The organism is Azospirillum sp. A29 (assembly GCF_042604625.1).
Taxonomy (GTDB): Bacteria; Pseudomonadota; Alphaproteobacteria; order Azospirillales; family Azospirillaceae; genus Azospirillum; species Azospirillum palustre.
Map to the genome: position 1 here is coordinate 344,718 of NZ_CP170460.1, position 14,114 is coordinate 358,831.

Sequence of the window (14,114 nt, forward strand, 5' to 3'; positions counted from 1 at the left end):
AAGAGATGGACTACGCCTTCGACTTCGCCCTGGTGGTGGAGACCTTCCCGATCCTGATGCGCGGCTTCGTGGTGACGCTGGAGCTTTGGCTGCCCAGCCTCGCCATCGGGCTGGCCGCCGGGCTCGTCCTGGCGCTCGCCCGGCTTTCGCGCAGCCGGCTGCTGCGCGGCGGCAGCCTCGTCTACATCGAGCTGTTCCGCGACACGCCGGTGCTGATCCAGCTGATCTGGTTCTACTATGCCTTCCCCATCCTGATCGGGGTGCAGCTGTCGCCCTTCACGGCGGCGCTGCTCGGGCTGGCGCTGAACACCTCGGCCTATGGGGCGGAGATCTTCCGCGGCGGCATCCAGTCCATCGCCCGCGGCCAGTGGGAAGGGGCGAAGGCGCTGGGCATGCGGCACGCCGACGTGCTGCGCCGGATCATCCTGCCGCAGGTCTTCAAGCTGATGCTGCCGGCCTTCACCAACCGCGCGGTGGAGGTGGCGAAGATGTCGTCGCTGGCCTCCGTGCTGTCGGTCCATGAGCTGATGTATCAAGGCCGGCTGCTGAGTTCGACCTACTACCGTCCCTTCGAAATCCTCACGACCGTGGCGGTCGTCTATTTCGTCCTGATCTATCCGGCCACCTTCCTGTCGATGACCCTCGAACGCCGCATGGCCGGCAAGGGCTGACCGTCATGCAAGCGGAGACTCCGTCCATGCCAGATCCCATAATGCCGATGTCGATCCCGCCGGCCTCGCAGGTCCCGGCACCGCCGATCCTCCAAGTGTCCGGCCTTCACAAATGGTTCGGTGCGCTGCATGTGCTGCAGGGCATCGATTTCTCCGTGGCCGCCGGCGAACGCGTCGCCATCATCGGCGGCAGCGGGTCGGGGAAGAGCACCTTTCTGCGCTGCCTCAATTTCATGGAGATGCCGACCGCCGGCCGGATCGCGCTCGACGGCACGCCGCTCGGCCGCGCATCCGCCGGCAAGCCCGACGAGGTGCGCTATCCCGAAAGCGAGCTGTGCCGGGTCCGCGAGCGCGTCGGCATGGTGTTCCAGCAGTTCAATCTGTTCCCGCACATGACCGTGCTGGAGAACGCCATGGAAGGGCTGGTCACCGTCAAGCGGATGAAGAAGGCGGAGGCGCGCGAGCGGGCTCTGCGCGAGCTGGACAAGGTCGGGCTGGGCGGCAAGACCGACGTCTATCCCGGACGGCTGTCCGGCGGCCAGCAGCAGCGGGTGGCCATCGCCCGCGCGCTCGCCATGGAGCCGGAGATCCTGCTGTTCGACGAACCGACCTCCTCGCTCGACCCCGAACTGGTGGGCGAGGTTCTGCGTGTCATCCGGCAACTGGCGGAGGAAGGGCGGACCATGCTGCTCGTCACCCACGAGCTCGGCTTCGCCTACCATTTCGCCACCAAGGTGATCTTCCTCGCCGATGGCGTCTTCCACGAGGTCGGGACACCGGACGAGGTGCTGAAGCATCCCAGACAGGAGCGCACGCGCGCCTTCCTGGAGCGCTTCACCGAATTTTCTTTCTGATCTTTCTTCTGGGCATCCGAGAAACAGGCGGCGCAGCGCCGGCCGGACAGGCCGGCCGCCGCCGGGAAAGGGTACATACGATGGTTTCCAACAGCACGGTCAGCCAGACGAGTTCGCAGGGCTATGTCGACGACAGCCGCAACGACGAGGTGCTGATCTATGTGAACGGCGCGTTCTTCCGGCGCGACGAGGCGAAGATCTCGGTCTTCGACGCCGGCTTCGTGCTGGGCGACGGGGTGTGGGAGGGACTGCGGCTGGTCAAGGGCCGCATCCTGGCGCTGGACGACCATATGGACCGGCTGTACGAGGGCGCCAACGCCATCCAGCTCGACATCGGCATGACGCGCCAGGAACTGGTCGCGGCGATCCAGGCCACGCTGGACTGCAACGGCATGACCGACGGCGCCCACATCCGCCTGATGGTCACCCGCGGCCGCAAGAAAACGCCCAACCAGGATCCGCGCTTCGCGCTGGGGCAGGCGACCATCGTCATCATCGCCGAATACAAGGCGCCGAAGCCGGAATCGAAGGCCAAGGGACTGACGCTGTTCACCTCGACCATCCGGTGCAGCGGCCCCGACGTCTTCGACCTGCGACTCAACTCACACAGCCGGCTCAACTTCATCCAGGCGCTGATCCAGGCGATCAATGCCGGCGCCGACGAGGCGCTGATGCTCGACCCCCATGGCTTCGTGGCGAGCTGCAACTCGACCAACTTCTTCATCGTCCGCAAGGGCGAACTCTGGACCTCCACCGGCCGCTTCAACTTTAAGGGCATCACCCGCGCCAAGACCATCGATCTCTATCGCAAGGACGGCCGCACGGTGCGCGAGCACGACTTCACCCTGGCGGAAGTGTATGGTGCGGACGAAGCCTTCGTCACCGGCACGCTGGGCGGAATCACGCCGGTTGTGCGGATCGACGGCCGCCAGATCGGCGACGGCAAGCCGGGGCCGGTCACCGCGCACATCGCCGAGCTGTATGCCCGGGCGATGCTCGGCTGACGGCTGGGCCGTCCACGCACCCTAATGCCGGAGGCGGCGCGCCGTCGCATGTTCCAATCGCTGAAAGCCAGGCTGTCCCGTCCGGAACAGCAGGATCCGGGGATCCGGGCCCCGGCCTGGCTGCGCGCCTTCGTGCGCGGCGACGAGATCTGGCTGGCGGTGCTGGCGGCCGGCATCGGCATCGTCGCCGCCTGCCTGGTTGCCGCCATCGTCACGGCGGTGCAGTCGCTCCATCACATCCTGTTCGCGGTGGAGGGCCATGACGTCAGCGGGGCCGCCGCCGTCGATCCCTGGCGGGCGATGCTGGTCCCGGTCGCCGGGGGCTGCCTGATGGCGGGGCTCGGCTGGCTGCTCGCCCGGCTTCCCCGCCTGTCGATCATCGATCCGGTGGAGGCGAATGCGCTGCACGGCGGGCGCATCCCTATCCACGGCAGCCTGCTGCTGGTCCTGCAAACCATGCTGTCCAACGGCTTCGGCGCCTCGGTCGGCATGGAGGCCGGCTATGCCCAGGCCGGCGCGATGGTGGCATCGAAGCTCGGCCGCATCTTCCATGTCCGGCGCGGCGATCTGCGCACGCTGGTCGGCTGCGGCACCGCGGCGGCAATCGCGGCGGCCTTCGACGCGCCGCTGACCGGCGCCTTCTATGCCTTCGAGCTGGTGATCGCCAGCTACTCGATCTCCACCCTGGCCCCGGTCGGCGTCGCCGCCATGACCGGCGTCGGCGTCATGCGGCTGATCCTGCCGCAGCCGTCCTTGCAGGTCGGCTTCGCCGGCAGTCTCGGGGCGGCCGATTACGCGCTGGTCTGCCTGATGGGCGTGCTGTGCGCTCTGCTCGGCATCGCCATGATGCGGACGGTCGCGCTGGTGGAGACGGTCTTCAACCGCAGCCGCGTTCCGGTCTGGGCGCGGCCCATCGTCGGCGGATGCTGCATCGGGCTGCTGGCGCTCGCCACGCCGGCGGTGCTGTCGTCTGGCCATGGGGCGCTGCATGTCGGCTTCAACGCCTATTACACCGCCCCGGTCCTACTGGCGCTGATCGGGCTGAAGGCGCTGGCCTCGGCGATCTCCATCGGGTCCGGCTTCCGCGGCGGCCTGTTCTTCGCCTCGCTGTTCCTGGGAGCGATGCTGGGCAAGCTGGTCGCCATCGGCTGGATGCTGGCGGTCGGGCTGTCCATCCCGGCGGTGGTGATCGGCATCGTCGGCATGTGCGCCATGGCCACCGCGGTGCTCGGCGCGCCGCTGACCATGGCCTTCCTCGCCCTGGAGGTCACCGGCAGCCTGCCCCTGACCATCGCGGTGCTGGCCGCCGCGGTGGTGTCGTCGATCACCGTCCGGCGGGTCTTCGGCTATTCCTTCGCCACCTGGCGCTTCCATCTGCGCGGCGAGTCGATCCGCAGCGCCGCCGACGTCGGCTGGATCCGCGACCTGACGGTCGGCCGCATGATGCGCAAGGATGTCCGCACCGTCCGGGACGACCAGACGCTCGCCCAGTTCCGCCGCGCCTTCCCGCTGGGGGCGACCCAGAGGGTGATCGTCGTCGATCAGGCCGACCGCTATGCCGGGATCGTCTTCGTCTCCGATGCCCACCGCGAGACGGCGGAGACGGCCGAACTCGCCGACCTCATCCGCCTGAAGACCAAGGTGCTGCTGCCCAACGTCAACATCCGCGAGGCGATGAAGAGCTTCGCCACGGCGGAGAGCGACGTGCTGGCGGTGGTGGACGGCCCAGACCGGATGCGGGTGATCGGGCTGCTCACCGAACAGCACGCGCTGAAGCGCTACAACGAGGAGCTGGACGGGCGGCTGCGCGAGGGCGGCCTGCTATGAGGAGCGCAGCGCAACCAGATGCCCGCGATCACGGACCGGCTGCGGCTCCGTCCCGCCGGCTTTCCTCGACCACCCAGCGGCGGAAGCGGTCGTGGCGCTCATCCGTCCCACGCCGGCTGGGAACGACGAGAAAATAACCCCTCTCCGTCTGGATCGGCCGGTCGAGCAGCGAGACCAGATGCCCGTCCCGCATCAGGTCGTCGATCAGCGGGCTCCATCCCAGCGCCACCCCCTGGCCCATCAGGGCGGCCTGCAAGACCAGCGGATAGTTGTTGAAGGTCAGCTCCTGGCCGCCGGCCGGCATCGGCAGCCCGTGCAGGGTGAACCAGTCGCCCCAGGACAGCCACGCGGCCGGCCCGACGCTTTCCAGATGCAGGAGCGGCAGCGACACCAGATCGGCCGGGTTACCGGCTCCCCCGGCGGCAAGCGGAGCGCGGCTCGCCCGGAAGGCCGGGCTGCAGACCGGCAGGACCCGTTCCGGGAACAGCAGTTCCGCCTCGCAGCCGGGCCAATGGCCGTGCCCGAAGGTGATGGCGATGTCCGCCGCCTCGCGGCGCAGGTCGATTGCGGTCTGCATCGTCACGATCCGCACGTCCAGCTCGGGCAGAAGCTGGCGCAGAGCACTGAGACGCGGCAGCAGCCAGCCGGCGGCGAAGCCGAAATCGGTGGCGACGTTCAGCACGCCCGGCCGGCGCCGGTCACGGATGCGGGTCACCGCATCGCCGATGCCGTCCAGCGCGTCGCGCGTCGCCTCGTAGAGCCGCACGCCGTCCGGCGTCAGTGCCACCCCGCGGTGCAGGCGGCGGAACAGCGGCGTTCCCAGATCGGCCTCCAGCCAGCCGATCTGGTGGCTGACGGCCGACTGGGTGCAGGCAAGCTCGCGGGCGGCGGCGCTGAAGCTGAGCAGCCGGCCGGCGGCCTCGAAGAAAAGCAGGGTGCGCAGCGGCGGCAGACGGTCCTTTCCCATGAACACCCTTCATGCCAGCATGATCAGACAGGGGCTTCACGCTCCCTGCCAGCTTCGTCAATTCTATCCTCCTCGAACGATCTGTCCACAGACGGTATGAAGCAGGCGGATATGGCGCGGCGTCCCAACATCCTCATTCTCATGGCCGACCAGATGATCCCGCAGGCGCTCGGCGCCTACGGCAACCCGACGGTGCGGACGCCGAACATCGACCGGCTGGCGGAAGGCGGCGTGGTGTTCGACAGCGCCTACTGCAACAGCCCGCTCTGTGCGCCATCGCGCTATGTCTTCCTGTCGGGACGGCTGCCCTCGGCCATCGGCGCCTACGACAACGCCGCCGAATTCCCGTCGACCGTCCCCACCTTCGCCCATTATCTGCGGCTGGCGGGCTACCGGACGATCCTGTCCGGCAAGATGCATTTCTGCGGGGCCGACCAGCTTCACGGCTTCGAGGAACGGCTAACCACCGACATCTATCCGGCCGATTTCGGCTGGACGCCGGACTGGACCCGGCCCGATGAACGGCCGAGCTGGTATCACAACATGAGTTCGGTGCGCGATGCCGGCCCCTGCCTGCGCACCAACCAGCTCGACTTCGACGAGGAGGTGGTCTTCACCTCGGAGCGCAAGCTGTACGACATCGCCCGCGGCCGGCGGGAACGACCCTTCTGCTTCGTGGTGTCGCTGACCCACCCGCACGACCCCTACGCCATCACCGAGCGCTACTGGAACCGCCACACCGACGCGGAGGTGCCGCTGCCGCGCGTCACCCTGGCGCCGGAGGCGATGGACCCGCATTCGCGGCGCTTGCGCCACGTCTGCGCCATGGACGAGATGCCGCTCAGCGAACGGCAGATCCGCAATGCCCGCCGCGCCTATTACGGGTCCGTCGCCTATGTCGACGACCAGATCGGCCGGCTCATGACCGTGCTGGAGGAAACCGGGCTGGCCGAGGACACCATCGTCGTCCTGCTGTCCGACCATGGCGACATGCTGGGCGAACGTGGCCTGTGGTACAAGATGAGCTTCTTCGAGTCCGCCTGCCGCATCCCGCTGATCGTCCGGGCGCCGGGCTGGTTCCAGGCCGGGCGGGTCGCCGCCTCGGTCTCGTCGATGGATCTGCTGCCGACCCTGGTCGACTTCGCCCATGACGGGGCGGCGCCGAGCCTGCGGACGCCCATCGACGGGCGCAGCCTGCTGCCGCACCTTCAGCGCAGCGGCGGCCACGACGAGGTGATCGGCGAATATCTGGGCGAAGGCGCTGTGGCCCCGATTGTGATGATCCGGCGCGGCAGCGAAAAATTCATCCACTCGCCGGCCGACCCCGACCAGCTCTACGACCTGTCCGACGACCCGGACGAGCTGACCAACCGGGCGGAGCAGCCTGCCGCAGGCTCGGCAGCGGCCGATGCCCTGCAAGGCTACCGCGCCGAGGTGGAGCAGCGCTGGAATCTGACGCGCCTGCATGACGAGGTCATCGCCAGCCAGCAACTGCGCCTTCTGGTGGCCGATGCACTGCGGCAGGGGCAGCACCACTCCTGGGATTTCCAGCCTTTCACCGATGCAGGCACCAGCTATATGCGCAATCATCTGGATCTCGACGATCTGGAAGCCATGGCGCGCTTCCCGCGTCTCGGCGCCCCTGCGCAGTAGGACGGCGCGACGGCGCGTCGGACCTCGACCGTCAACCGACAAGAGGGAAAGCAGCATGCATGGACCCGGGGTTGCAATGGGCGGTTTGACGGCAGGGCGTGTAGCGCTGGCCGGCCTGATGGCCGTGTTCGGGCTGGCGGCCGGCTCGCTGCCGTCTCCGGTGGCGGCGGCGGAACCCGCAAGCTGCCAGACGGTGAGGATGGCGGATCCCGGCTGGACCGACATCACCGCGACCAACGCGGTGGCGGGCACGCTGCTGAGCGCGCTGGGCTACCAGCAGAAGATCGAGACGGTCGCCGTGCCGATCATTTTCCAGGGGCTGAAGACCGCGCAGATCGATGTCTTCCTCGGCAACTGGATGCCGGCCCAATCCACCTTCCTCGACAAGCTGATCGCTGAGAAATCCGTCGAAATCGTGCGCCCGAACCTGGAGAACGCCAAATTCACCCTGGCGGTGCCGAAGGCGGTGGCCGATGCCGGCGTGCACAGCTTCGCCGACCTCGCCAAATTCGGCGACCGGTTCGAAAAGAAGATTTACGGGATCGAGCCGGGGGCGCCGGCGAACCAGAACATCCAGCGCATGCTCGACAAGAAGGATTTCGGGCTGGAGGGCTGGACCCTGGTCGAATCGAGCGAGCAGGCCATGCTGGCGCAGGCGGTGCGCCGGACGCGCAGCAAGGATTGGGTGGTCTTCCTCGGCTGGCAACCGCACCCGATGAACACCCGGATAGACATGACCTATCTCAGCGGCGGCGATGCCTATTTCGGCCCGAACTATGGCAGCACCACGGTCAACACCCTGTCCCGGCGCGGCTACGGCGCCGACTGCACGAATGCCTACCGCCTGTTCAGCCAGCTCGCCTTCACCGTCGGGATGGAGAACGAGATCATGGCCGCCATCACGGACGACAAGAAGGCACCCAAGGACGCTGCGGCCACCTATCTGAAGGCGCATCCCGACCTGCTCGGCCCCTGGCTGGCCGGCGTGTCTACCCGCGACGGCAAGGATGGCGCCGCCGCCGTGCGCACGGCGCTGGGCCTGAAGTGATGCAACCAAATGAGATGAAAACGATAAGGAGATGAACGATATGCTCGCCGCGTTGCGTGCATGGGTCCGGGCCCGCTTCCCGTCCTGGTTCCGTCCGTCCTACCGGCCCGAACGCCATTACATGCGAGGCCCCTCCGGCCGACGATGAGGCCGGAGCGTACAAAGGATGCTCGATTCTATGGTCTGGTCGTTCTGAGGCGCAGCGCCACCCTGGCCGGCCACCCAAACCATGGGCGGCCGGCCTCACCGGTATTGGATGGAGCACACGGCTCCATCACGGATGGATTTCAGGGCGCGTAACCGACGGTTCCCTTGATCTCCAGGAACTCCTCCAGCCCGAAATCGGCATATTCCCGACCGTTCCCGGACTGCTTGTATCCGCCGAAGGGCGCGCCGGCGTCCCAGGCCGGGTGGTTGATGTAGACGTTCCCGCTGCGCATCTGCGCCGCCACCTTGCGGGCACGCTCCAGCGAGCCCGACTGCACATAGGAGGCGAGCCCATAGGGCGTGTCGTTGGCGCGGCGGATCGCCTCTTCCTCGCTGCCATAGGGGAGGATCGCCAGCACCGGGCCGAAGATCTCCTCGCGCGCGATGGTCATGTCGTCGGTGACGTTGGCGAAGACCGTCGGCCGGACATAATAGCCACGGTTCAGCCCCTCGGGACGGCCGGGGCCGCCGGTGACGAGGTCGGCGCCCTCGGCGATGCCGGTCTCGATCAGGCGCTGGATCTTATCGTACTGGACCTGGCTGACGACCGGACCGAGCCGGGTGTCGGCGGCAGACGGCGCACCGACCTTCAGCCGCTCGGCCGTGGTCCTGGCGATCTCCACCGCCTGGTCATGGAGGGCGGCCGGCACGAACATCCGGGTCGGCGCGTTGCACGACTGGCCGCTGTTGTTCATGCAGCCCTCGACGCCCAGCTTCACGGCGCGGTTCAGGTCGGCATCGTCCAGGATGATGTTGGCGGACTTGCCGCCCAACTCCTGATGCACGCGCTTGACCGTGTCGGCCGCCGCCTTGGCGACGAGGATGCCGGCCCGCGTCGATCCGGTGAAGGACACCATGTCGACGCCCGGGTGGCGGGCGATGGCCTCGCCCACCGTCGGGCCGTCGCCGTTGACGAGGTTGAAGACGCCCTTCGGCACGCCGGCCTCATGCATGGCTTCGGCGAAGAGGATGGCGTTGAGCGGGGCGATCTCGCTCGGCTTCAGCACCATGGTGCAGCCGGCGGCCAGCGCGGGCGCCACCTTGCACATGATCTGGTTGATCGGCCAGTTCCACGGCGTGATCATGCCGATGACGCCGATCGGCTCCTTGCCGATCAGGGTGGAGCCGCGCAATTCCTCGAACGCGAAGCCTTCCAGCGTCTCGATCATCCGGGAAAGATGGGCGGTTCCCATGGCGGCCTGCGAGCGATGGGCCAGCGTTTTCGGCGCTCCCATCTCACGCGACAGGATGTCCGCGACGGCGTCGTAGCGCGCCTTGTAGCACTCCAGCAGACGCCGCATCAGGGCGAGCCGCTCCTCGCGCGAGGTGGCGGCGAAGGCCGGGAAGGCGGCACGGGCCGCGGCGACCGCCCGGTCGACATCCTCCACCGTGCCCATCGCGATGGTGGCGAAGGCCTCCTCCGTCGCCGGATCGATCACGTCGAGCGTCGCGCCGCCCGCCGTCCCGGTCGCGGGCCCGTTCGCCGGATCCACCCAGGCGCCGTCGATGTAGAATTTCAGGCTGTTCGACATCCATGCCTCGTGTTCGTACAGTGGCGGGAACGGCTGCCTGACCAGGGACCGGAGCAGCCGCTCCGCAGGTCGAAGGAAAATAACCTTCTGCACAACGGACCGGAAGCCGCAACACGCCGTTCCGGTCAGGGGTACCCAGCACGCCGCCGTGAACGAATGGCGCCGCCGGCTGTTTCCATTGCTGTCCATCCCCGCCAGTCCATGGTTCATGCCCCCCGACCGAGCGTCCCAGACCGACACCCCGTCCAGCAGCCAGCTTGCCGCCAGCCTCACCCGCAGGGAGAGACAGCACGACCTGTTGGCCCGTTTCGGCATGGTCGCCCTGAAAAGCACCGACCTCGCCGACCTGCTGCAGCAGGCCACATCCCTCTGCGCCGAAGCGCTGGAGGCTGAGCTTTGCAAGGCGCTGGAATGGGTGAAGGAGGCGGATGGCACCGAGCGCCTGCTGGTCCGCGCCGGTGTCGGCTGGCATCCCGGCGTGGTCGGCAAGCGGTCGGTCGGCACCGGCCTCGCCTCCCCCGCCGGCTATGCGCTGAAAACCGGCGAGCCGGTCATCGCCAACGACCTCGGCGCCGAGTCCCGTTTCCGCTGCCCCGACCTGCTGGCCGAACATGGGGTGACGCGCACCATCGACGTCATCATCCGCGGCGAGGGCGCACCCTTCGGCGTGCTGGAGGTCGACAGCAGCCGGGAGGGCCGCTTCGACGCCGCCGATGCCGCCTTCCTCCAGGGGGTCGCCAACCTGCTGGGCGGCGCCATCGACCGCGCCACCGATGCCGCCGAGCGCCGCCGCACCGAAGCCCTGCTGCGCGAAAACGAAGCCCAGTTCCGTGGCCTCGCCGACCTGATTCCGCAGCTGACCTGGATGGCCGATGCCAGCGGCGCGATCTATTGGTACAACCGGCGCTGGTACGACTATACCGGCGCCAGGCCGGGCGAGACGGAGGGCTGGAACTGGCGCAGCGTCCACCACCCCGACCATGTCGAACGGGCCTCCGACGGTTTCTTCCGCGCCATCCGCACCGGCGAGCCTTGGGAGGACACCTTCCCCCTGCGCGGCAGGGACGGCCGGTACCGCTGGTTCCTGTCGCGCGCCGTCCCGGTGAGCGGACCGGATGGGCGCATCCTGCGCTGGCTGGGCACCAACACCGACGTGACCGAGCAGCGCAAAGCCGAATCCCGGATCATGGAGGCGGAACGCCGGCTGCAACTGGCGCTGCGCGCCGCGCGGATCGGCGCATGGTCGTGGAATTTGGAGGAGGACCGCATCGAAGCCGACGGCCGGCTGCGCGAGATCTTCGACTTCACCGCGGACCAGCCGATCGGCGGCTCCGACGTGACCGGTCGCGTCCATCCCGACGACCAGCCGCGGATCGGCGGGATCATCGACACCGCCCGGCGGGAACGCGGCGAATACGACGCCGAATTCCGCATCCTGCTGCCGTCCGGCGAGGTCCGCTGGGCGGTGGCGCGCGGGGTGGTGACCGACAGCACGCCGGAACGCAGCCTGACGCTGATCGGCGTGACCTGGGACACCACCGATGCCAAGCGGGCGGAGGAACAGCTTCGCCTCAGCGAGGAGCGCTTCCGCTCGCTGGTGGAGGCGACCGCCGCCATCGTCTGGAACACGTCCGGCGCCGGCCGCTTCGAGACCCCGCAACCGAGCTGGAGCAGCTTCACCGGCCAGACCTTCGACGAGCTGAAAGGCACCGGCTGGGTCGAGGCCATCCATCCCGACGACCGCCCCCACACCTCGGAGGCCTGGCGGGCCGCGCGGACCGGACGAACCCTTTACAAGGCCGAACACCGCCTGCGCCGCTATGACGGCGTCTACCGCGACATGCTGGTCCGCGCCGTGCCGCTGCTCGACGCCGGTGGCGCGGTTCAGGAATGGGTGGGCGTCCATACCGACATCACCACCCGCCGCCGCGCCGAGGAGGCGCTGCGCGAGACGGAGGAACGCTACCGGCTGGCGGCGCAGGCCACCAACGACGCCATCTGGGACTGGAACCTGTCGTCCGACCGCATCCACTGGAACGAGGCGGTGCGCACCCTCTTCGGCTACGGCGCGGACACCGGCGAGACCTCCGCCTCCTGGTGGATGGACCACATCCATCCCGACGACCAGGACCATGTGGTGACCGGCATCCATGCGGTGATCGACGGCGGCGGCACGCGCTGGAACGACGAATACCGCTTCCGCCGCGCCGACGGCAGCTATGCCAGCATCCTCGACCGCGGCTTCGTCCTGCGCAGTCCCATCGGCCAGCCCCTGCGGATGATCGGCGCCATGCAGGACATCAGCGTGCGCAAGCGGGTGGAGGAGGAGTTGGAGGCTGCCCGCCTCGCCGCCGAGGAGGCCAACCGGGCCAAGAGCCTGTTCATCGCCAACATGAGCCACGAGCTTCGCACGCCACTCAGCGCGGTCATCGGTTACACCGAAATGCTGGAGGAGGAGCTGGCCGACCTCGGCATCGACAGCATGCTTCCCGATCTGGAGAAGATCGAGGCGAATGCCCGCCACCTGCTGAACCTGATCAACGGCGTCCTCGACATCTCGAAGATCGAGGCCGGCAAGATGGAGGTGCACGGCGAAGACGCCGACATCGCCGACCTGACGCGCGAGGTCGCCGCGACGGTGGAGGCGCTGGTTTCGAAGAAAGGCAACCGGCTGGCCGTGGAGGTGGCGGACGGGCTCGGCACCATGCACACCGACGTGGTGAAGGTGCGCCAATGCCTGTTCAACCTGTTGAGCAACGCGGCGAAATTCACGGAAGAAGGCACGATCACCCTGTCGGTCGAGCGGGCGGCCCCCAGCCCGCAGGACGCGAATGACGACACGACCGCCGACATGGTCGTCTTCCGCGTCACCGACACCGGGATCGGCATGACGCCGGAACAGGTCCGCCGGCTGTTCGAACGCTTCATGCAGGCCGACAGCTCCACCACCCGGCGCTTCGGCGGGACCGGGCTCGGACTGGCGATCACCAAGGCCTTCGCCGACATGCTGGGCGGTGAGATTTCGGTCGACACCGCGGCGGGCCAGGGCACGAGCTTCACGCTCCGCCTCCCGACCGACCTGCGGCACGGCCGTCTGGCCGGCGCGGCCGATGCCGACCCGTTGAGCATGGAGGAGGTCACGCCGTCCCAGGCCGCCCGCGAGACGATCCTGATCATCGACGACGAACAGGCGATGCGCGAGCTGCTCGCCCGTTTCCTGCACCGCGAGGGGTTCGGCGTGGCTCTGGCCGCCGACGGGCAGACCGGCTTGTCGATTGCCCGGCAAATCCGCCCGCGCGCCATCCTGCTGGACGTGATGATGCCGCGGACCGACGGCTGGTCGGTGCTGTCGGTGCTGAAGGCCGAACCCGACCTTGCCGACATTCCCGTCATCATCATCTCGTCGCGCCGGGAAAAGGGGCTGGCCCTGTCGCTGGGCGCTGCCGACTATTTCACCAAGCCGGTGGACTGGCAGCGCCTGCACCGGGTGCTGAGCGGCCTCAGCGGGCAGGCGCCCGGCACGGCGCTGGTAATGATGGAAGCGGACGAGACCCGTATACTCCTGGCCGCGGAGCTGAGCCGCGACGGCTGGCAGATCGGCGAGGCCGAAACGGAGGAGGAGGCTTTTCGACACCTTGCCGCTGCCGTCCCGACCGTGATCCTGCTCGATCCCGTCATGGCCGGACTGGACGGCTTCGCCTTCCTCAAGGCGCTGGACCGCAACCCGGACTGGCGGGACATCCCCGTCATCGTCGTCGTCGCCCAGCCAATCGGACGCGACGAGACGGAGGAACTGCGCGGCCGGGTGCAGGACATCATCCCGATGGCAGAGGACGGAGCGGATGGAGTGATCGAGGAGTTGAAGGAAGCGATCACCCGCCTGCGGCCCGCTCCCCCCGACCGGGGCCCCCAGGAACGGAGTATGGAAACCGGCGCGACGAACGGAACAGGAGGTACCGATGGCTAAGCTGCTGCTGGTCGAGGATCATGAGGAAATCTGGGACTTCCTGTCGCGCCGGCTGAAGCGGCGTGGGTTCAACGTCGTTCTCGCCTTCGACGGACGGCAGGGGGTGGACATGGCACGCTGCGAGCGGCCGGACGTCATCCTGCTCGACATGAACCTGCCCATCATCGACGGCTGGACCGCCGCCCGTGAGTTGAAGGCGGGGCAGGAGACCGCCGGCATCCCGATCATCGCGCTGACCGCCCACGCCATGTCCGGCGACCGCGAGAAGACCTTGCAGGCCGGCTGCGACGACTATCACCCCAAGCCGGTCGATTTCTCCCGCCTGCTGACCCAGATCGACACCGCCATACAGCGCCGCCCGCAAACGGCCGGGGAGTGACCGTG

The 14,114-nt window shown here is 68.2% G+C and carries 10 protein-coding genes; 8 read left to right on the forward strand and 2 right to left on the reverse strand.

Going from position 1 to position 14,114, the window contains the following annotated elements; all coding sequences use genetic code 11:
* Positions 1–5: 5 nt before the first annotated feature.
* The 4 genes from ABNQ38_RS01485 (at position 6) to ABNQ38_RS01500 (ending at position 4,356) form a co-directional block, all read left to right on the forward strand.
* Positions 6–671, forward strand: coding sequence for an amino acid ABC transporter permease (locus tag ABNQ38_RS01485; RefSeq protein WP_377805333.1), 666 nt, complete (start codon positions 6–8; stop codon positions 669–671).
* A gap of 26 nt (positions 672–697) precedes the next feature.
* Positions 698–1,525: an amino acid ABC transporter ATP-binding protein gene (locus ABNQ38_RS01490; protein ID WP_377805334.1), complete on the forward strand. Its 828-nt coding sequence runs from the start codon at positions 698–700 to the stop codon at positions 1,523–1,525.
* An 80-nt stretch (positions 1,526–1,605) separates the two neighbouring features.
* Positions 1,606–2,529 (forward strand): aminotransferase class IV, encoded by a 924-nt coding sequence (locus tag ABNQ38_RS01495; protein WP_377805335.1) that lies wholly within the window; start codon positions 1,606–1,608, stop codon positions 2,527–2,529.
* Positions 2,530–2,577: 48 nt separating this feature from the next.
* Positions 2,578–4,356: a chloride channel protein gene (locus ABNQ38_RS01500; RefSeq protein ID WP_377805336.1), complete on the forward strand. Its 1,779-nt coding sequence runs from the start codon at positions 2,578–2,580 to the stop codon at positions 4,354–4,356.
* 28 nt (positions 4,357–4,384) lie between these two features.
* On the opposite strand, the gene ABNQ38_RS01505 is transcribed toward ABNQ38_RS01500, so the two are convergent.
* Complete coding sequence (locus ABNQ38_RS01505) at positions 4,385–5,323, reverse strand: choline sulfate utilization transcriptional regulator (protein WP_377805337.1); 939 nt, start codon at positions 5,321–5,323, stop codon at positions 4,385–4,387.
* A gap of 111 nt (positions 5,324–5,434) precedes the next feature.
* Between ABNQ38_RS01505 and betC the strand changes: the two genes are divergently transcribed.
* Entirely contained in the window at positions 5,435–6,976 is a 1,542-nt protein-coding gene (betC, locus tag ABNQ38_RS01510) for a choline-sulfatase (RefSeq protein WP_377805338.1), read from the forward strand.
* A 55-nt stretch (positions 6,977–7,031) separates the two neighbouring features.
* Positions 7,032–8,024 (forward strand): choline ABC transporter substrate-binding protein, encoded by a 993-nt coding sequence (locus tag ABNQ38_RS01515; RefSeq protein WP_377805340.1) that lies wholly within the window; start codon positions 7,032–7,034, stop codon positions 8,022–8,024.
* 287 nt (positions 8,025–8,311) lie between these two features.
* On the opposite strand, the gene ABNQ38_RS01520 is transcribed toward ABNQ38_RS01515, so the two are convergent.
* Positions 8,312–9,763, reverse strand: a complete 1,452-nt coding sequence (locus ABNQ38_RS01520; RefSeq protein WP_377805341.1) for an aldehyde dehydrogenase family protein — start codon at positions 9,761–9,763, stop codon at positions 8,312–8,314.
* 208 nt (positions 9,764–9,971) lie between these two features.
* On the opposite strand from ABNQ38_RS01520, the gene ABNQ38_RS01525 reads away from it, so the two are divergent.
* Positions 9,972–13,730: a PAS domain-containing protein gene (locus ABNQ38_RS01525; protein WP_377805342.1), complete on the forward strand. Its 3,759-nt coding sequence runs from the start codon at positions 9,972–9,974 to the stop codon at positions 13,728–13,730.
* Positions 13,723–14,109, forward strand: a complete 387-nt coding sequence (locus tag ABNQ38_RS01530; protein ID WP_377805343.1) for a response regulator — start codon at positions 13,723–13,725, stop codon at positions 14,107–14,109. Before ABNQ38_RS01525 ends, ABNQ38_RS01530 begins: the two co-directional genes overlap by 8 nt.
* The last annotated feature ends 5 nt before the right edge of the window (positions 14,110–14,114 follow it).

Excerpts from the sequence above, each read along its gene's own strand:
- ABNQ38_RS01485 (WP_377805333.1), top strand. The coding sequence starts at position 6 with ATGGACTACGCCTTCGACTTCGCCCTGGTGGTGGAGACCTTCCCGATC.
- ABNQ38_RS01490 (WP_377805334.1), top strand. The coding sequence starts at position 698 with ATGCCAGATCCCATAATGCCGATGTCGATCCCGCCGGCCTCGCAGGTC.
- ABNQ38_RS01495 (WP_377805335.1), top strand. The coding sequence starts at position 1,606 with ATGGTTTCCAACAGCACGGTCAGCCAGACGAGTTCGCAGGGCTATGTC.
- ABNQ38_RS01500 (WP_377805336.1), top strand. The coding sequence starts at position 2,578 with ATGTTCCAATCGCTGAAAGCCAGGCTGTCCCGTCCGGAACAGCAGGAT.
- ABNQ38_RS01505 (WP_377805337.1), bottom strand. The coding sequence starts at position 5,323 with ATGGGAAAGGACCGTCTGCCGCCGCTGCGCACCCTGCTTTTCTTCGAG.
- betC (WP_377805338.1), top strand. The coding sequence starts at position 5,435 with ATGGCGCGGCGTCCCAACATCCTCATTCTCATGGCCGACCAGATGATC.
- ABNQ38_RS01515 (WP_377805340.1), top strand. The coding sequence starts at position 7,032 with ATGCATGGACCCGGGGTTGCAATGGGCGGTTTGACGGCAGGGCGTGTA.
- ABNQ38_RS01520 (WP_377805341.1), bottom strand. The coding sequence starts at position 9,763 with ATGTCGAACAGCCTGAAATTCTACATCGACGGCGCCTGGGTGGATCCG.
- ABNQ38_RS01525 (WP_377805342.1), top strand. The coding sequence starts at position 9,972 with ATGCCCCCCGACCGAGCGTCCCAGACCGACACCCCGTCCAGCAGCCAG.
- ABNQ38_RS01530 (WP_377805343.1), top strand. The coding sequence starts at position 13,723 with ATGGCTAAGCTGCTGCTGGTCGAGGATCATGAGGAAATCTGGGACTTC.